Origin of the sequence: Pseudomonas sp. NPDC012596, assembly GCF_042902325.1 — a bacterium.
In the GTDB taxonomy this organism is placed as follows: domain Bacteria; phylum Pseudomonadota; class Gammaproteobacteria; order Pseudomonadales; family Pseudomonadaceae; genus Aquipseudomonas.
This window is the reverse complement of the sequence record NZ_JBIBEB010000024.1, coordinates 38,921-57,915: the sequence shown is the minus strand read 5'-3', so window position 1 is coordinate 57,915 and position 18,995 is coordinate 38,921. Positions and strand designations below refer to the sequence as shown.

The window sequence follows — 18,995 nt, the reverse complement described above, 5'->3', positions numbered from 1 at the left end:
ATGCCTGTATCGATCAAGGGCGTCGGCCGCTATGCGGCATTGCCCTGGCATTGCCTGCAACTGGCTACCCACGCGAAATCCTTCGAGAACAACCCGGTGCTCGGCAGCGCCCGCCTCAACGCCTGGGGCCTGCACGTGCAGCGCCGGCAACTGGCTATGGCCATGGCCGGCTACCGCCGCCAGGCGCTGGCCGCGCGGCTGGATGCCGGCGAGCGCGAGCACTTCGAGCACAATGGCTTTTTCATCCGTGAAAACGCCCTGCCGGCCGAGCAGTTCGCTGCACTGCGTGCCGAACTGGGGGCCCTGCGCAGCACGGGTTGGGAAATGCGCCAAGGGCGTGCGGTCACCCGGCGCGTCAGCCTGGACCAGGACGTGCTGGCGGCCAACCCGGCCAGTGCGGCGTTCGTGGCGGACCGCGGGGTGCGCGACCTGATCGCCTATGCGTCGTCCAATACTGGCGGCATCACCTACCAGTTGCAGTCGATCGTGATCGACGCTGCCAATGCCGAGCATGACCCGCAAACCCGGTTGCACGCCGACACCTTCCACCCAACGGCGAAGGCCTGGTTGTTCCTGGATGACGTGGAAGATGACCAGGGCCCGTTCAGCTACGTGCCGGGCTCGCACCGCCTGACCCCGGAGCGCCTGGCCTGGGAATACCGCCAGAGCCTGGACGCCGCCCGCTCGCCCGAGCAGATGCACCGTGAAGGGTCGTTCCGCATCGACGCGCCGCAACTCGCCGCCCTGGGCCTGCCAGCCCCGCGGCGCTTTGCCGTGCCGGCCAATACGCTGGTGGTCGCCGACACCTCCGGCTTCCACGCCCGCTGCGCCAGCCACAAGGCCAGCCACCGGGTGGAGATTTACGCCAGCCTGCGGCGTAACCCGTTCATTCCGTGGCGCGGGGCACACCTGTTTGCATTGCCTTGTATTGCCAACCACCACATGCGGTGGGATATACGGTTGAAGCGGTGGATGGGGTTCGACAAGAAGAGCCACTGGCGGTTTGTGGAGCAGTTGAATGCTTATGAGGCGCCGTATATCTGAAGTGCCTGGCTGACTTCACCGGCCTCTTCGCGGGGCAAGTCGGATCGCCGCACCGCCGCTCCCAGAGGTATGCCGCTCACCTTGAAGGCGGCGGAGTATCGGTGGGAGATTACCCAGCCCTTCGGGCTGCGCTGTCGCACAGACAACAAAGCCCGCAAGCCCGCCGCAAACCTAGTGGGAGCGGGCTTGCCCCGCGAAGAGGCCGGCCCTGCTCACCCCAGCCGCGCCATCTCTTCGGCCACCACCGCCACGGTATGCCGAATCTGCTCTTCGCTATGCTCGCAAGACACAAAAAACCGCACCCGCGCCGACTGCTCTGGCACCGCCGGGTACAGGATCGGCTGGGCATTGATACCCCGTTCGAACAAGGCACTGGACAACCGCCCTGCCTTGAACGAACTGCCGGTGATCACCGGAATCACCGCCAGCCCGGTGCTGGTCGCGGTGTCCAGCCCAGCCTCACGTGCCAGGCGCAGGAACAGTTCGCCACGTGCCTGCACCTGGGCAACCCGCTCACGGTCTTCGGCCAGCAGCTGCAGCGCCGCCAGGGCTGACGCCGTGACCGCCGGGGGCATGCCGACGCTGTACAGGAAGCCGGGCGCGAGGAACTTGAGGTGTTCGATCAACGCCGTGCTGCCAGCGATGTAACCGCCGCAGCTGGACAAGGTTTTGCTCAACGTGCCCATCCAGATATCGACAGCATCACCCGCCAGCCCGAAGTGCTCGCGGATACCCTTGCCGGTTGCGCCCATCACCCCCAGCGAGTGCGCTTCGTCGACCATCAAAAACACTTTGTGCTTGTGCTTGAGCTCGACGAAACGCGGCAGTTCAGGGTAGTCGCCATCCATGCTGTAAATGCCTTCGACCACCACCAGCACGCGCTCGAAATGCTGGCGCTGCTCCCCCAGCAGGCGGTCCAGTGCCTGCCAGTCGTTGTGGGCGAAGCTGAGCCGGCGTGCGCCGGACAGCTGGATGCCTTGCAGCACGCTGTTGTGGATCAGCTCGTCATGCACCACCAGGTCGCGCGGGCCGAACAGGTAGCCGATGGTGGTGACGTTGGTGGCATGGCCGCTGACCATCACCACCGCGTCATCCACGTCATACAGCTTGGCCAGCTCACGCTCCAGCTCGCGGTGCAGCGGGCGGTCACCCGACACCGGGCGGCTGGCCGACACCGAGGTGCCGTAGCGGTCGATGGCGGCCTTGGCTGCTTCGGCCACGCGCGGGTGGCCGGAGTAACCCAGGTAGTTGTAGCTGGCGAAGTTCAGGTACTCACGCTCGCCGATGCAGGTGTGCGCGCCGGCGGTGCCTTGGTGCAGGCGGAAGAACGGGTTGCTCAACCCCAGCCGCGCAGCACCTTGCTGCATCACGCGCAGCTGCTGGTAACCGGGGTGCTGGTCGAAGCGGTAGAACGCTTCGGGCACCTTCAGTGCAGCCTGCTGCGCCTGCTCCAGGGTAGCGCTTTGCGCTTCCTGCCCGGTGCCGTTGTTGCGGCGCGCCAGCGCTTGCTGGATCAGGCGTTGCTTGGTGTCGCCAGCAAGGCCGGTAGGGGTTTTGGCAGTCATCTCTGGCTCTTAATCAATCAGACGGTTGGGCGCCACACTGGCATCGGCCAGCTCGGCATTCAGCTCAGCCACCTGCTCGGCGCTAAGTTCGCTGCCGTGTCGGGCCAGCACGCTCTGCGCCAGCTGCTCTTCACCATTGCCGGCTTCGCCACGCAACAGTTCAAGCAGGCGCACGCTGAGCTTATCGATGCTCGAGCTCTCGCTGAGCTCCATCACCGGCAGGCGAATGCCGAAGCGCTCCTCAAGGGCGACCACCAGCTCCACACTCATCAACGAGTCCAGGCCCAGCTCCTGCAGCGGGCGCTGGGTGTCCAGGCGCGCAGGCGGCAGGCGCAGGATTTCGCACACCTCGTGCTTGAGCATCTCGACGAAACGCTCCAGCAACGCGGTGTCGTCCAATTCGGCGAGCATGCGCTGGATGTCCTCACCATCGTTGTCGTCGTCCTGATCGCCGCCGTGGGCACGGGCCAGTTCGGCAAAACGTGGGGTGTTGGCGCTCGGCAGGAAGCGCGCCAGCGCCTTGAAGTCGAGCTCCAGCACACCCTGCCCGCTGTCGCCGTCGAGCAGCATGGCTTCGAGCTGCGCTAAAGCTGCATCTGCACGCAACGCGGCGCCGCCCATGCGGCTTTGCAGGGCATCCTTGATCTGGCTGTTGCGGGCAAGGAAACCTACGTCGTCGATCGCCCCCCACAGCACGGCCGTTGCCGCCAGGCCCTGGGCATGACGGTGCCGTGCCAGCGCTTCGAGCCAGTGGTTGGCAGCCACGTAGTTGGCCTGGCCAGGGTTGCCGAACAGGGTGGTGGCGGACGAGAACATCACGAAGAAGTCCAGCGCCAGCCCTTGCGTCAGCGCGTGCAAGTACTGCGCACCTTTGGCCTTGGGCTCCAGCACGCGTTGCATCTGCTCGGGGTCGAGGTTGCGGATCAGGCTGTCGTCAATCACGGTCGCGGCATGCACCAGGCCACGCAGCGGCCACGGGCTGGCGGCAATGCGTTCGAACACGCCGCGCAGCTGGGCTGCATCGGTGATGTCACAGGCCACGGCCTGCACATCGAGGCCTTGGGCATGCCACAGCGCCAGCTGCGGCTGCGCCTCGGTGCTGGCCGGGCCGCGGCGGCCCAGCAGCACCAGGTGACGGGCGCCCTTGTCGATCAGCCATTGCGCGGTACGCAGGCCGAAACCACCGAGGCCGCCGGTGACCAGGTAGGTGGTATCTGCCGCCAGCTGCAGCGCACGCTGCGGCTGTTCACGGGTGTCGACGGTCTGCTCGATGGGGTTGCCGTAGGTAACGACCACCTTGCCGATCTGCCGTGCCTGCTGCATATAGCGGTAGGCCTCGACCACCTGGTTGGCGTCGAACTCGCGGAACGGCAACGGGTGCAGGATGCCCTGCTCGAAAAGCGCCATCATTTCGCCGAACAGCCGGCGCGTCAGTTGCGGGCGTTCGCTCATCAGCTGGTCGGCGTCGATGCCGAAGTAGCTGATGTTGTTGCGGAACGGGCGCAGGCCGATGCGGGTGTTCTGGTAGAAGTCACGCTTGCCCAGTTCGAGGAAGCGCCCGAATGGCTTGAGCACACGGAAGTTGCGGTTGATCGCCTCACCGGCCAGCGAGTTGAGCACCACGTCGACACCCCGCCCACCGGTCGCCGCCAGCACCTGGTCGGCATAGGCCAGCGAACGCGAGTCGTAGACGTGGTGCACGCCCAGCAGGCGCAGGAAGTCGCGCTTCTCGTCGCTGCCGGCGGTGGCGTGGATCTCCGCCCCCAGCCATTTGGCGACCTGGATGGCGGCGATGCCGACGCCGCCGGCGGCGCCGTGGATCAGCACCTTCTCGCCCGGCTCCAGGCGCGCCAGGTGATGCAGCGCGTAGTACACGGTGAAGAAGGTACTCGGAATAGTGGCGGCTGCTTCGAACGACATGCCTTCAGGGATGCGCGCCACGGCGTTGGCATTGGTCACCAGGCGGTTGGCGAAACTGCACGGGCCGAAGCCGACCACGCGATCGCCCGGGGCGAAATCGCCAAGCACTTCGGCACCTTTGCCCTGCACCACGCCTGCAAACTCGAAGCCCAGGGTGGGGCCGGAGAAACCGTTCTCGATGGCTTCATCGGACAGCAAGCCGAGGGCGAACATCACGTCGCGGAAGTTGAGGCCGGTGGCGCGAACCGCGATGTCCAGCTCGTCGGCGGCAGGCTGGCGCGGCTCGCGCACTTCCCAGCGCAGGTTGCGCAGCTGGCCGGGCAGGTCGAAGCCCAGGCACACCCACTGTGCGTCGGATGCACGGGCTGCCTTGGCATCGCCCAGCACGCGCAGGCGCGGCACGAAGCGGCGGCCCTCGGCGTCGAGGGCAAGCTCGGTTTCGCCATCGGCGTTCAGCAGTGCCGGCAGCGCCAGCTCGACAGGTGCGTTGTGGGCCAGGTCGAGCAAGCGAATGCGGCAGCTGGCCGACTCGTTGGCCAGGGTACGGCCGAAGCCCCAGAAGGCGGCGTCGGCGATCGCGTCGACATCGGCAGCGCTGTCGGCAGCGTACAGGTGCTGGGCAGCGCCACGGCTGAACAGCCAGCACTGCGGGGCGATAGCCAGTGATTCGCAGGCCTGCACCAGCGCGGCGGCCTGCAGGCAGCGCTGGGCTTGGCCATCGAGGCCGGCAGTGCTGTCGAAACCGGCCAGGTGCGCGATGTGTTCGGGCGCCTGGTCGAGTGCAGCCAGCTGGGCGGCGAGCGCCTGGGCATCACCCGGCTGCAGCAGGCTGACCTGCTGGCCCTGCTCGCGCAACTGCGCGGCCAGGCGCTCTGCAGCGCCCTGCCCGGCTTCGGCCAGCAGCGCCCAACGCTGTACAGCCACGGGGGCTGCAACCTGCGCGGCATGGGCCGGCTTGTTGGCCAGCAGCAGGTAGCTGCCGCAGGCATTGCCCGGCAGTGCGTCGAGGGTTCGCAACCCGGTCAGGCCGTGGCGCTGCAGCTCGTGGCTCCAGAACGCCGGGCCCTGCTGACGCGACAGCGCCTGCTCCGGGCCTGCCAGCCACCAGTCGGCCTGGGCACCGAAGACGAAGTCGGCCCAACGTGCCGGGTATTGCCCCAGCAGCGCCAGCTGGCCATGCGGGTTGAGTTGCGCGCTTGCCTGGCGCAGGGCATCGCCCACGGCGGCCAAGGCGCTGAGGTCGGTCGGCACCAGCACCCAGTCGAAGCTGCCAGCCTCGGCCAGTTGCTCATGGCCGAGCACGTTCAGCGCCGGGCAATCGTCGCGCAGGCGTTGCTCCAGGTCCGGTTCGGCTACGCAATACAGGTAATCGATACGGTCGAAATCGAGCCCGGCATACAGCAGCTCGGCAAACGATGCGCCGCCAAAGCCGAACTCCAGCACCCGCAGGCGCTGCCCGGCCGGCAGTTGCGCCAGGCGCGCAGCCAAGGCCTGGCCAATGCCGGCCAGCACGCGCTGCTGGCCTGCTGCACCGAGCACCAGGCGGGCCAGGCTGGCACCGCTGGTTTCCCGTGGCAGCAGGTTTTCGAGCGCCTGGCTGGTATCCAGCAGCGCCGGCAGGTGGCGGCCGATACGGCCCACCGAATGGATGATCTGGAAGTATTCTGGGTAGCTCTGGAACAGCTCCTGCCAGATGGCTTCGGACGACGGGCGCTCGCCAGTGTCGGCCAGCAACCAGCTGCCATCGGCGCTGCGCCGCAGGCTGCCATCGTGTTCGGCATGGCGCAGCAAGGCGGCAAGGAAATCGCCCTGGCCCTGCGACCACAGCGCCACCTGCTCGGCGCTCAGGCGGCCACCGGCCTGCTCGACCAGGTCGAGCACAAAACTTGCGCACAGCACGTCGAGCAGCGGCTCGACCTCGTTCAGGTAGCGCACTTGCGCCGGCTCATCCGCCAGGCTGCTCAGGGCGCCTGCCAACGGTGTTGCGGCCACGGCATGCCGCGCCAGCGGCACTACCGCCCCCGGCGCCGCCAGGCCGACATGGCCCAGGCGCTTGATTTCGCCGCTGCGGTCGTACTGCAGGCGCACGGCACGCAGGCGGGCTTGCTTGATGGCCAGCACGGCGTCGCCGTTGCAGTCGAACAAGGTCACATCCACCAGCAGGGAATGCTCGGTGCGCTTGAGCTGACGCACTTCGGCCAGCACCGGCACGCCGCCGGCCTTGGTGAAGGCGATACGGCCCAGTTTGACCGGGATGAACGCCAGGCCGTTGTTGCGGCCCGGGCGGCTGGCCAGCAGCTCGGTAATCAGCTGGAAGGCCCCGTCGAGCAACGCCGGGTGCACATGCAGGCCGGCCAGCTCGGCTTCGATGCCCGCAGGCACGGTGAGTTGCGCCAGCACCCGCTGGCCCTCGACCCAGGCGGCCGCCACGGTCTGGTAGGCCGGGCCGTAGTTCAGGCCGACGGCGCAGGTCAGGGCCAGGTGCTGCTCGGCGCTGAAGTCGGCCGGGCGCTGCGGCAGCGCCGGTGCGCGACCGCCCAGCAGCACACCGCAGGCTTCGCCCGGCAGGCGCGCCACCACGTGCTGCACCCAGTCTTCACGCTGGGCCAGGGAACGCGAGGTGATGCGCAGGGTGCCGTCGGCCTCTTCGACCTGGACGCGGACCTTCTTGCTGCCCTCGCTGCTCAGCAGCAACGGGTTGTGGATTTCCAGCTCTTCGATGTCGACGAACTCGCCCGGCTGGTGCAGTTGCGCCACGGCCAGCGCCAGCTCGGTAAAACCAGCGCCCGGGAACAGCACGGATTCGCCAACCTTGTGGTCGCCCAGGGTCGGGAACAGTTGGGTATCCAGGCGGTTTTCCCAGGTCAGTGCCTGGTCCACCAGCGGGTAGCCGAGCAACGGGTGAACGCGCTCACGGCTCAGCGTGCCGAAGGATTCGGCGCTGACCGGCAACTGGAAGTGATCACGCTGCCAGGTGTAGTTGGGCAGGTTGACTGGGCGACCGGCGACCGGGAAGCGCGCGGGCCACTGCGGCTCGACACCGGCAAGCAGCAGGCGCGCGACGCAGCGCTCAAGCAGCTGCGGGCTCGGGTCGTTGCGCTTGAGGGTGGCGACCACCTCGCCAGCCTGCTCGCACTGGGCCAGTACATCGGTCACGTAGCTGCGCAGGATCGGGTGCGGGCCGACCTCGACGAACAGGTTCAGGCCGCTGCGCACCAGGGTGTCCAGCGCGCCCTGGAACAGCACCGGGAAGCGGATGTTCTGCCACCAGTACTCGCTGTTCAGGCGCTCGCCGGCCAGCTCGCCGCCGACCACGGTGGAATAGAACGGGGTGTGCGTGGCACGCGGGCGGATATGCGCCAGGTCGGCGACCACCGCCTGTTCGATGGGGTTCATCGCCGGCGAGTGGAAGGCGTAGTCCAGGTCCAGGCGGCGGGCGAACACCTGGCGCTCGGCCAGGGTGTGTTCCAGCACGGCCAGCGCATCGACTTCACCGGCAACGGTGGCACCACGGGCGCTGTTTTCGCCGGCGACGACCACGCGGCCTTCCAGCTGCAGCTCGGCAATCAATGCTGCGGTGGCTTCGCCCGAGAGGCCGACGGCGGTCATCTGGCCGGTGCCCTGGGTCAGGCCTTGCAGGCGGCTGCGGTGGAAAATGACCTGGGTCGCATCCTCCAGGCTCAGCGCGCCGCTGGCCCAGGCCGCAGCCACTTCGCCCACGCTGTGGCCGATCACCGCCAGCGGGCGAATGCCTTCGGCAGCCAGCACACGGGTAACGGCCACTTGCAGGGCAAACAGCGCCGGCTGGGCGATTTCGGTACGGGCGTAGCGGCCTTCGCCGTTGCCGCCCAGCAGCTCGGCACGCAGCGAATAGCCTGCCAGCGGCTGGAACAGCGTGTCTACTTCATCGATGGCAGCGGCGAACAGCGGATGGTCGAGCATCGCCCGGCCCATGCCCTGCCACTGCGACCCGTTGCCGGAATAGACGAACACCGGGCCACTGGCCGCCTCCAGCGCCTGGCCGGCTTCGAGCACGGCGCTAAGCTCGCTGAGGGTTGGGTCCTGCGCGTAATCGTCCAGTGCCTGGGCAGCCTCAGCGGCGTTGTCGCAAACCAACAGCAGGCGGTGGGCGTGGGCATCGCGGCGGAACATCGCCTGGTAGGCGACATCGTAGTAATCGGCATCGCCATGCTCGGCCAGGTAGGCGGCAAAACGCTCGGCGGTGGCGCGCAAGCCCTGCTCGGTCTTGGCGCTGAGCAGCAGCGGCACCCGTGCGGCCGTGGTTTTTTCGGCTGCGGCTTGCACAGGCTGCGGGCTTTGCAGAATGACGTGGGCGTTGGCGCCGCCAAAGCCAAACGAGTTGACGCCAACGGTCAACTGGCCTTCGCGCTTGAGCGCCAGCGGTTCGGTGACCACCTGCAGGTTGAGGTCGCCGAAGGGGATGTTCGGGTTGAGCGCCTTGACCCCGATGGTCGCCGGCACGGTGCGTTCGGCCAGGCAGTTCAGGGCCTTCATCAGGCCGGCGACGCCGGAAGCGGCCTCCAGGTGGCCGAGGTTGCTCTTCACCGAGCCGATCGGCAGCGGGTTGCCGGCGCCACGCGCCTGCCCCAGTGCCTCGCCGATGGCGCGGGTCTCGATCGGGTCACCCACCGAGGTACCGGTGCCGTGGGCTTCCAGGTAGTCCAGTTGCTCGGGGGCGATGCCGGCCTTGGCGTAGGCCTGCTTGAGCAGCGCCGCCTGGGCTTCGGCGTTAGGCAGGGTGAGGCTGGACTTGCGCCCATCGGTATTCACCGCACTGGCCGCCACCACCGCAAGGATGGTGTTGCCATCGGCCACGGCCTGGTCGTAGTCCTTGAGCAGGAACAGGCCACCCCCTTCGGAGCGGGCGTAGCCATCGCCGTTCTCGTCGAACGACTGGCAACGCCCGGTGCGCGAGAGCATGGTGGCCTTGGAGAAGATCATGAAGCCGAATGGGTGCATGTGCAGGCTGATGCCGCCCGTTACCGCCTGGTCCACATCACCGCTGATGATCGCCTGGCAGGCCTGGTGGAAGGCCACCAGTGAAGACGAACAGGCGGTGTCGATGGCCATGCTCGGGCCACGCAGGTCGTAGAAGAACGACAGCCGGTTGGCAGCGATGCTCATGGTGTTGCCGGTGGCGGTGGCGCCATCGATCGAGGCCATGTCATCGACCAGGCGGTAGGCCTGCTCGACCGCGGCGATACCCAGGTACACACCACAGTTGCTGCCACGCAGGCTCGACGGCTTGACGCCAGCGTTCTCGAAGGTTTCCCAGCACATCTCCAGCAGCATGCGCTGCTGAGGGTCCATCATCCCTGCCTCACGCGGGGAGATATTGAAGAACCCCGCATCGAACGCACTGACATCGCCCAGCGTGCCGGAGGCAAAGGTGTAGCTGGTGGCAGGGTTGGCCTTGTCCGGGTGCAGGAACTCGGCCTTCTCCCAACGCGACGCGTCAACCTGAGTGACCAGGTCACGCCCTTCCATCAGGTTCTGCCAGAAGCTGGCAGCAGTAGAGCCGGGGAAACGGTACGAACAACCAACGATTGCAACCTGTCTACGCTTAATCAAAACCCATTCCTTCAAAACTCATCGGGCACCGTCCCATCCTGCGGACAGCCGGCATGCCTGGCCTTGCCATGATTCTGGCTGGTCGTTGTGTGTCGCTGATGATCGTGTGGTATCTGAAGCTGCTTTGCACGCTGGGGGGCTGGACACTGGGTCGAGAGGGGGGCGTGGGGTGGGTTCAGATTTTGTGACGGGATGATACGCGGGTTGGGGGGGTGGGAAAAGGCTGAGGGTGGTGCGTGGGACTATGAAGGTGTGGCAATCGACAATATTCATGCCTGCGCCCGCGGAAAAGCGGGCCAGGCATCAACCGTCAGTCAGGGCTCAAGACGACGTTGCTGGTAAATCCAGTCGACGATCTCGCCTTCAGGCGCATAACCGATCACCGTTTCACGCAGCAGTTGACGTACCCGTACGAAGTCGTCGCTGGACGCTGCCGCAAGCAACTGCTGCAGAGAATCCTTGAGCGAATCCCATGGCAGGTAGTCCTCGTTGGCGCTCATGATCATGGGGTGGCGCGTTGCAAGTACGTTGTCACCGATCAACAACTCTTCGTACAGCTTTTCACCGGGGCGCAAACCGGTGAACTCAATGGTGATATCACCCATCGGGTTGCGCTCGTTGCGCACACTGAAACCGGACAGGTGAATCATCTTCTCGGCGAGTTCGACAATGCGCACCGGCTCGCCCATGTCGAGCACGAACACGTCCCCGCCCTTGCCCATCGAGCCAGCCTGAATGACCAGCTGAGCGGCCTCGGGAATGGTCATGAAATACCGCGTGATCTTCGGATGGGTGACCGTCAGCGGCCCACCGGCCTTGATCTGCTTGTGGAACAGCGGGATCACCGAGCCGGACGAGCCCAGCACGTTACCGAAGCGCACCATGGTGAAACGGGTCTTGTTGACCTGCGATACGTTGCCACTGTCACCGAACAGTACTGGCGCCAGTTCCTGGCTGAGGGCCTGCAAGGTCATTTCTGCTAGCCGCTTGGTACTGCCCATTACGTTGGTCGGCCGCACGGCCTTGTCGGTAGATATCAGCACGAAGTTGGCAACGCCGGCCTGCAGGGCGGCTTGGGCCGTGTGCAGGGTACCGATGACGTTGTTCAACAACCCTTCTGTGATGTTGTGCTCGACCATGGGCACGTGCTTGTAGGCGGCAGCGTGATAGACCGTGTCGACGTGCCAGGTTTTCATGATGTCGAGCATCTGTGCCTGGTTGCGTACCGATCCTAGAATGGGAACCAGGCAGACGGGCAACGACTCGCGGGCAATGCGCTGTTCCAGCTCGGTAAGTATGCTGTAAAGGTTGAACTCGCTGTGGTCGAACAACAGCAGCGTCTTGGGCGCCTGACGAAGGATCTGCCGGCACAGCTCGGAGCCGATCGACCCCCCTGCCCCGGTAACCAGAACGGTCTGTTCGACAATGCAGTGCTCGAGGAGATCGCTTTGCGCCGGGACTGAATCGCGGCCAAGCAGGTCGGCGATGTCGACTTCCTGGATATCATCGACCTTGACCTTGCCACTGGCCAGGTCCATGAAACCGGGCACCGACCGTACGTGCAGCGGGAACCCTTCGAGAAAGTTGAGGATCTCCCGGCGACGCGTGCGGGTCGAGGACGGAATGGCCAGCAGGATTTCCTGGGCGCCAGTCACATCGATCAACCGCTGCAACTGCTCCGGATGATAAACCTGCAGCCCGGCGATCACGCGGTCGGTGATGCTCGCATCATCATCGATGAAAGCCACAGGACGCATGGCTTTGTCCATGCGCAGCGCGGCCACGAGTTGGTTGCCCGCAGCGCCGGCACCATAGACGGCCACCTTGGGCAGGCCATCGTCGCGGCTAGCGAAGGGGACATGCTGCACCGCGGTGGTGAACCAATCGCCGAGGAAGTACTGGCGCATCGCCAGACGCAGCCCGCCGACCATAATCAGGCTGAGCCACCAGTAGTTGAAGGTGATTGAGCGCGGCACGACATTCTGGTGGTTGCTGGACCAGTAGATGATGAAACCGAGGATCAACGCCGATAGCGTCACGGCCTTGATGATGGCGATCAGCGCGTCATTGCCGAAATAGCGCATCACTGCGCGATAAAGACCGAAACGGATGAACAGCGGAATCGATACCAGTGGCGCACAGAGGAAGAGCCAGGTGTGATCGGTAATCGGATTGGCCAGATCGTCGATGCCCAGCCGCACAACGAATGCCATCCACAAGGCAAACCATATCAGCACGATATCAGTCATGACCTGCAGAAGACGCTTGTGTCGCCGTGGCAGAGCCAGCAGTTTAGTACGCACCTTTTCCATAACTCCTCTAGAGGCTTTCCTTTTTTCCCTGACAGCTTCTCGCCTTTTCAACCCTGATGCTGCTCTTCAAGCGTACCCGCGCGGTAGCGGACCGCCAGGGCAATCAAGGGAATATAGGCAATCACCAGCCCCAATGCGCCATCAAGGCCGAACTGTACAACACAGAAGGCAATAGGCAGAAGCCAGCACAGGTTGAGCCCGACGACCGCCAGGGTAACCGGCAAATGCCGCCCATATTCGCGGGAGGCGAACTGGTAAGCATGACTGCGATGAGCCTCGTAAACCTTGTCCCCGCGCAACAGTCGCCTGATGAGTGTGTAGGTCGCATCGACGATGAAAACACCGAGCAGGATCAACCAGCACCAGAACAGTGGGGGTGAAAGCCAGGCCGCCTGGAGCGACAGCCCACCCAGGACGATCCCGAGAAAACCACTGCCAGCATCCCCCATGAAAATCTTCGCTGGCGGGAAATTCCAGAACAGGAACCCGGCGACTGCGGCGGCAAGCAGCAATGGCAGCGCGACATAACTGCCAAGGCCGACCAGCGTGTAAAGCAACGCGGCACTCAGGCAGGTCGTGATCGCCTCGACGCTGGCAATGCCGTCGATCCCGTCCATGAAGTTGTACAAGTTAAGCAGCCAGACCAAGTACACGATCGCCAGGAGACCGCCCAGCCAGCCCAGGTCCACTTGCCAGTCAAGAAGGGTCAGCGGCGGCAGCCCGCCCATCCACGCCAGCATCCATCCTGCGGCGATGAAATGCCCGAGCAGGCGCCACCGCGCCGCAATATGCCCATGGTCATCCATGAAACCGATTATCGCGATCAATGCGCCGCCGCCGCCCAAGGCTACCAGGACGTCGATCTGCGACGTGCCGCCCAGCATGAAGCCAGTGATAGCAAGAAGAAACGCGAGCACAATAGCTACTCCGCCACCACGGGGCGTCGGTACCGTGTGGGAACTGCGGGCATTAGGCACGTCAATCACACTACGCTCCAGGGCGTAGCGGCGCAAACCTGCGGTCATCAGCAACGACAGCATCAGCACAACGGGGATAGACCACAAAAGAATCATTTCTTGTCGTTTTCCTGATAGAACCTGGCTGTGGCCCGGAGGGCGGCATCGACCTTGACCGGCGGCTGCCAATCGAGGCGTTGGCGGGTTTTACTGATATCCACCTGCAATGAACCACAAAGCCGCTGGGACAGAGCTCCTTTACCCAAAGCCCTGGCGCCGACGCTTAGCATCCAGGCAGGGATCGGCAGCAGTCGGGAGGACTTGCCCAAGGCCTGGGCCATACGCGCCAGCAAGTCGGTGGTGGACAGGTCTTCGTCATCACTGACCAGGAACACCTGATTGGCTGCAGAAGGGTGGTCGATGCAGGTCAGTATCAAATCGACCAGATTATCCAAGGCGACCAGGCTTCGACGATTGTGAATGGCCCCGAATGGCAAGGGGACGCCTCGGTGGAGCCAGCGCATCATGCTGAGGAAGTTGGCCTTCACGCCCGGACCATAGACCAGAACGGGGCGGATGATGACGATCTCCATTCCGGTCTTGGCGCCCAGCGCAAGCAAGCCCTGCTCCGCCTCCAGCTTGGATATGCCATAGGGGTCGACCGGGCAAGGCGGGTCGTCGGCGCGGTAGGGTGCCCCCTGCCGCGTTTGCTCGCCGTTGACCTTTATAGAACTGACAAAGACGAAGCGGCGCACGCCGGCGTTGCTGGCAGCACGGGCCAGTGCCAGCGTGCCTTCGACATTGGTTCGACGAAACTCGGCCAACGGATTGTCGGATGTGTCCGACATGATGTGCACGCGAGACGCACAATGCACCACGACGTCGGGCCGGTGAGTGATCAACTGCTCGGTCTGGTCGTCCGTCAGGTCGCCAATCGGGTAGCTGATGACGCCGGCAGGCAGGGCGCGAAGAGATGAACGCAAGGGCAGAATGACTTCAACATTGGCCTTGCGGCTCAGCGCCTGCAACACGGCACCGCCGACAAAGCCGGATGCGCCAGTCAGAATAACTCTCATTATCACCCTATCGTTCTTGGTTTATTGGGTTGCCAATATCGAACAGATCGCGCCACAAAGAAAGTGAGCATGGCTAATTGCAGAAAATTCTGCATGCCAGTGCGAGTGCGACAATACATTACCCTACCACACACGTATAACCAGACTCGCAGCCCGTCGGGCACAAGGTTCAGTGAATGATTTCAAAATAACACTAACCGAGTGACACACGGACGGATGGACAGGGTTGGCAAAACACAACAGAATCCCTGCCTCCTTCAAGGTACCTATAAGAACTCATGTCCAAAGGGAAAGTCACCAACGCGCTGTCGTCCCCGATCGCCGCGAGTATTGCCGCAGTGTTTGGGCGCTTTCTGCTGCTAGGCACAGGGGCCCTGACGGGCGTCATCATTCCCTTGACCATGCCGCAGACCTCGGTTGGTCTGTTCTTTCTGGCCCAGTCGCTGATTGCAGCCCTGGCGACCTTGGGCCAGCTGGGCCTGAGCATCACCGCCCCTGCTGGCATCTCCAGTGCCCAGGGGCACCGGGACAGCGGGCAGATCAAGCAGGTAATACGCCGCAGCCTGCTGCTTGCGGTGTTTTCAACACTGGCAGTGGCCGTCGGTTTCAACCTGTTCATGCAGGTGCTGTCGCGCTACGAGGGCACAGACCTGCTGAGGCTGCTGCATGACATAGCGCCGCTGGTCTCGATCAGCATGATCCTCGCGGCAATGACCACCATTCTCTCCGAGCAACACCGGGCGCTGGGACATTTCGTCCAGGCCAGTTTCCTCACCACCGGCGCGAGCCTGGCCAGTGCGGCGACCGTCACTCTGGCATGGCGCGGCGAGTTGCATCTGAACCTGGACATGGTGATTCTCGCTGGCGTGATCGGCGCAGGTTGCACGACACTGCTTGGCGGCTACAGCCTCATGCGCTGGTACCGTGCACAATCCTCGGACAAGCCGCAGACAAACATCGGCTATGTCAGCCTGCTGCGTGAAACACGCCCCAACCTCACCACCACCGTGGTGCTATTCGTGATGGCGCAGGCCGACCTGTGGATCATCGCCTGGTTCGGCGACGCTGCCGGCTTGGCCATCTACGGTCTCGCCTCTCGCCTGGCAGCGCTGGTACTGATACCGCTGGCGGTGATCAACACCGTGGTCGCCCCATCAATCGGGCGAATATGGGTACGCGGCAAGAGACGCTACATGCAACGAGTGCTCGGCGTGGGCGCCGGGGCAGCGACAATCCTCGGACTTTTCGGCTATCTGCTGTTCATCGTGAGTGGTCAGTTCGTGCTGTCGCACGTCTGGTCCAGCGAGTATGCCGATGCCTACTATATCTTTGCCATACTGGGCGTTTCGCAATTGGTGCAGACATACGCAGGAACTGCAGGCTTCGTGCTGATGATGCTACAGAAACAGCACGTTGCCATGCGCATCTCCGTACTGAGCGGCGTCTGCATGATCGGCGCTGGGCTACTGGCGATGTGGCTCTATGGAATCATTGGTTTGGCCGTGGTATACAGCCTCGGCGGCATCTGCCAGTCAATCGCGCAGATCTACTGCGTCAAGCGGATATTCAATTTGAGCACCACCGCGGATTACGCTTCACTGCGTCGGTTCGCGCGCTTCTATTACCGTCGAAAGGTTACTTATGGTCGCTAGCAACGTGATGCCCAAGGTTTCGATCATCATCCCTACCTACAATACCGGGCAGTATGTGCTGGATGCCATCGACAGTGTGCTTCAGCAAAGCTACCCGAATGTCGAACTGATCGTGGTCGACGACGGCTCGACCGATCAGACGCCGGCACTGCTGGAGAAGCACCCGGGCAATTTCACCCGCTATCGCCAGGCCAATGCCGGGCAGAGCGCCGCGATGAACTTTGGCTGGCAACAAAGCAGCGGCGAACTGTTGGGCTACTTGAGTGCGGATGACCGCCTGCATCCTGGCGCCATCGAGGCCATCGTCGAAGCCATGGCCAAAGCGCCCCAGGCGGTGCTGGCCTACCCCGACTTCTGCGTCATCGACGAAGACTCCAAGCACGTGCGCACCGTTCAGACCCCAGACTATGAAGAGCGCCTGCTCATCGCCAATTTCCAGTGCCTGCCAGGGCCTGGCGCCCTGTTCCGCCGCTCCGTGTGGGAGAAGGTGGGGGGCTGGAACACGGGGCTGCGCAATATTCCTGACATGGACTTCTTCCTACGCCTGTGTCAGTACGGCCCATTCCTGCGCGTGGCCAAACCTCTCGCCGATTTTCGCATCCACTCGGGCTCGACCACTTACAATCCTTGCAATGCCGAACGTTCGGACGAACCACTTCGCGTCATCAACAGTCTTTACCAGACCCGTGGCCTGTCGCCTTCCATCCTTGGCTGGAAGCGCAAGGCGGTGGCCAATGCCCTGATGCTGTCGGGCTTCATGCATGGTTTTTCCGGCCGCTATGCGATGTTCATGGCGCGCATGGCCAAGGCGGCCCTGCTCGACCCGCCCTCGGTGATATCGCGCAAGATGGTCAGTTACGTACTTACCATCTGCAGGCCCAAAACCAAGGCCTGAGTAGGATCGACTTGTTGCCCGACAAACACCGGGAAAGATACTGACCGAACAGCACCATCGGAGCGCGTTGATGATTCAGACCGTTCAAGGGCACCTGCTGGGCAATCGACACCTGCAGTTAATAGCCCTCCTGATCGTTGCCATCGCAACAATCGCGGCGGCGTTCAGCTACCCCGGCTCAATACCCTCCTTGCTGATTAATGGGTTGCTGGCGGCTCTGCTGGTGCGCAGTGTGCTAAACAACCGCAGCAGTTTCTTTTCATTCTTCCTGCTGGCTTTTCTGATACTTGGCTGCTGGGCAAAGCTGGTCCTGCATTTCATTCTTGATACCCAGTTCATCGAACCCATCGGGCTGTTCGACCACTCCCCGCAGGGCTGGGACAGCGCCATGCTAGCCTTGAACACCGCCTTCGCCACGTTGCTGGTCTGTTAGACCATAGCCTCGCGCCAACGCCCGATCGCGGCCACTTCGCCCTCCAGCTACCGCCCGCTGCTGCGGCCAGTGATGTGGCTGGCAATTGTGCTCACCGCCCTGTTGCTCGCCTTCAACTTCAAGTTCGCCATCCTCAAGGTTGGCACAGAACCACTTCTGAAACTGCACAGCTACATTTATGTCCTGGTGTCATTCATGATTGCCTGGGGCAACCTGATTCTGCTGGCCACGCTCGGCTACTGGCTGGTCCAAGCACGCAAGATGAAGCTGGAAACCCTCTTCTATATCCTGATTCTGGAAGGTGCAGTGACTGCGGTTTCGATGGGCAGCCGAGCGCAGATGATTCTGCACGTCGCCGCGCCTTTCGTGGTCTACCTGACTCACAGCCGCGAACTGGTCACCTCTCTTCGTATGGCACAATGGGTCAGGATTCTGCTCGTTACCGCCGCACTATTCGTCGCATCATTGCTCATGGTTTCTGCCGATCGCCTGCACTCGTTTGCCCAAGCCAAACCAGTCGCAGCGCCCCTCCCCGTCACCAGCACGCTAATCGTCAGCAACACGTTGATCGACAGCGCGCCCGAGCAACCGAGCAGCCAGCAAGCTGCGGCCGTTGCCGTACTTGCACTGGAAAACATGATGCTCGCCCCTGCCGAGTCCAGCTTGGCAGCAGCCGCCCTGATGCCGCCGGCCGTCCCTATGCTGCACTTCACCGCTCTCACCCCGGCAGCCCCGCCCGACGTTGCACCTCTGGTGGAGACCGCCGAAATCAAGCGCGCGCGTTGGAAAGGCATGCTCATGGAGCTGAGCAAACTGGTCGTGGATCGCTGGGTAGGCATCGAAGGTGTGCTGGCGGTGGTCAGTTATCCTGACACCGGCTGGCCGTTGTTCGTGCGCAGCCTCGGGGAGCGCCCGGAAAGCGGAACGCAGGCGATCTACCAGCGGATGTCGGATGCCCAGTATCAGACCTATGAAAACTTCACGTTTATGACGATCCCCGGCCCCTTAGCCATCCTGCTCTACAGCAACAATCTGGCTGTACTTATGGCAGGCCTGGCTCTGTTGTTCGTGGCCGGCCTGTTGGCAGAGCAGCTGGCAAGACAGATGATCGGCAATATCTTCACACAAGCCGCGATTGGTGTGGCCTTGGCTTACCTCGTAGTCCAGACCAACTTCCCCCGGGTCCAGTTCTTTTTCTTTATCGAACTGCTAGGGTTCATCGGTGGACTGTATGTGGCGCGGTTGATCTTGACGGGGTCCACATCCAGGCTGGCCTCTCCCGCACCTGCATTCTGACTCGCTAGCCCCCGCGAGGCCGTTTCTCCGCAAACGGTCTCCGCACAACCGAAAAAATCTGAAAGAACATCGTGAAAAAGCGACAGACGTCGTAGTTTGGTATCACTTCTGTCATCCGGAATCTGTCAGACTTAGGCGAACCTTCGTCCATCAAAGCCTGGTGCATGCCATAACTTTCCGGTAGGCGGCCTGCCCAGGTGTGATCAGGCAGATCCCTTACGATGACAGCAGCTATTAGGACTTACAGCTCACCG

The 18,995-nt window shown here is 63.4% G+C and carries 10 protein-coding genes; 5 read left to right on the top strand and 5 right to left on the bottom strand.

The genetic code is table 11. The features are described from left to right. Positions 1-1,044, top strand: a complete 1,044-nt coding sequence (locus ACFY68_RS23810; RefSeq protein ID WP_387532497.1) for a phytanoyl-CoA dioxygenase family protein — start codon at positions 1-3, stop codon at positions 1,042-1,044. Between the two features lie 212 nt (positions 1,045-1,256). On the opposite strand, the gene ACFY68_RS23805 is transcribed toward ACFY68_RS23810, so the two are convergent. From ACFY68_RS23805 to ACFY68_RS23785, 5 genes are all read right to left on the bottom strand, one after another. Then, the gene (locus ACFY68_RS23805) at positions 1,257-2,609 is read right to left on the bottom strand and encodes an aminotransferase class I/II-fold pyridoxal phosphate-dependent enzyme (protein ID WP_387532494.1); all 1,353 of its coding nucleotides are present in this window, start codon (positions 2,607-2,609) and stop codon (positions 1,257-1,259) included. Positions 2,610-2,618: 9 nt separating this feature from the next. After that, entirely contained in the window at positions 2,619-10,121 is a 7,503-nt protein-coding gene (locus ACFY68_RS23800) for an SDR family NAD(P)-dependent oxidoreductase (RefSeq protein ID WP_387532491.1), read from the bottom strand. Between the two features lie 314 nt (positions 10,122-10,435). Further along, entirely contained in the window at positions 10,436-12,433 is a 1,998-nt protein-coding gene (locus ACFY68_RS23795) for a polysaccharide biosynthesis protein (protein WP_387532488.1), read from the bottom strand. Positions 12,434-12,480: 47 nt separating this feature from the next. Next, positions 12,481-13,506: a glycosyltransferase family 4 protein gene (locus ACFY68_RS23790; protein ID WP_387532486.1), complete on the bottom strand. Its 1,026-nt coding sequence runs from the start codon at positions 13,504-13,506 to the stop codon at positions 12,481-12,483. Then, on the bottom strand, positions 13,503-14,465 hold the full coding sequence (locus ACFY68_RS23785; RefSeq protein ID WP_387532483.1) for a UDP-glucose 4-epimerase family protein: 963 nt from the start codon (positions 14,463-14,465) through the stop codon (positions 13,503-13,505). Before ACFY68_RS23785 ends, ACFY68_RS23790 begins: the two co-directional genes overlap by 4 nt. A gap of 278 nt (positions 14,466-14,743) precedes the next feature. Here ACFY68_RS23785 and ACFY68_RS23780 point away from each other — a divergent pair, with 278 nt between their 5' ends. From ACFY68_RS23780 to ACFY68_RS23765, 4 genes are all read left to right on the top strand, one after another. Next, complete coding sequence (locus tag ACFY68_RS23780) at positions 14,744-16,117, top strand: lipopolysaccharide biosynthesis protein (RefSeq protein WP_387532480.1); 1,374 nt, start codon at positions 14,744-14,746, stop codon at positions 16,115-16,117. Continuing rightward, positions 16,107-17,012 carry a glycosyltransferase gene (locus tag ACFY68_RS23775; protein ID WP_387532477.1) on the top strand — a complete coding sequence of 302 codons (906 nt, stop codon included), beginning with the start codon at positions 16,107-16,109 and terminating at the stop codon, positions 17,010-17,012. The genes ACFY68_RS23780 and ACFY68_RS23775 overlap by 11 nt, the downstream gene beginning before the upstream one ends. Before the next feature lie 70 nt (positions 17,013-17,082). After that, the gene (locus ACFY68_RS23770) at positions 17,083-17,445 is read left to right on the top strand and encodes a hypothetical protein (RefSeq protein WP_387532474.1); all 363 of its coding nucleotides are present in this window, start codon (positions 17,083-17,085) and stop codon (positions 17,443-17,445) included. Between the two features lie 72 nt (positions 17,446-17,517). Beyond that, a complete protein-coding gene (locus ACFY68_RS23765; RefSeq protein ID WP_387532471.1) occupies positions 17,518-18,741 on the top strand; it encodes a hypothetical protein in 1,224 nt (407 codons plus the stop codon). Positions 18,742-18,995 lie beyond the last annotated feature (254 nt).

Bases quoted from the DNA above. Each gene is read 5' to 3' on its own strand.
- ACFY68_RS23780 (WP_387532480.1), top strand. From the start codon at position 14,744: ATGTCCAAAGGGAAAGTCACCAACGCGCTGTCGTCCCCGATCGCCGCG.
- ACFY68_RS23785 (WP_387532483.1), bottom strand. From the start codon at position 14,465: ATGAGAGTTATTCTGACTGGCGCATCCGGCTTTGTCGGCGGTGCCGTG.
- ACFY68_RS23810 (WP_387532497.1), top strand. From the start codon at position 1: ATGCCTGTATCGATCAAGGGCGTCGGCCGCTATGCGGCATTGCCCTGG.
- ACFY68_RS23790 (WP_387532486.1), bottom strand. From the start codon at position 13,506: ATGATTCTTTTGTGGTCTATCCCCGTTGTGCTGATGCTGTCGTTGCTG.
- ACFY68_RS23775 (WP_387532477.1), top strand. From the start codon at position 16,107: ATGGTCGCTAGCAACGTGATGCCCAAGGTTTCGATCATCATCCCTACC.
- ACFY68_RS23795 (WP_387532488.1), bottom strand. From the start codon at position 12,433: ATGGAAAAGGTGCGTACTAAACTGCTGGCTCTGCCACGGCGACACAAG.
- ACFY68_RS23765 (WP_387532471.1), top strand. From the start codon at position 17,518: ATGTGGCTGGCAATTGTGCTCACCGCCCTGTTGCTCGCCTTCAACTTC.
- ACFY68_RS23770 (WP_387532474.1), top strand. From the start codon at position 17,083: ATGATTCAGACCGTTCAAGGGCACCTGCTGGGCAATCGACACCTGCAG.
- ACFY68_RS23805 (WP_387532494.1), bottom strand. From the start codon at position 2,609: ATGACTGCCAAAACCCCTACCGGCCTTGCTGGCGACACCAAGCAACGC.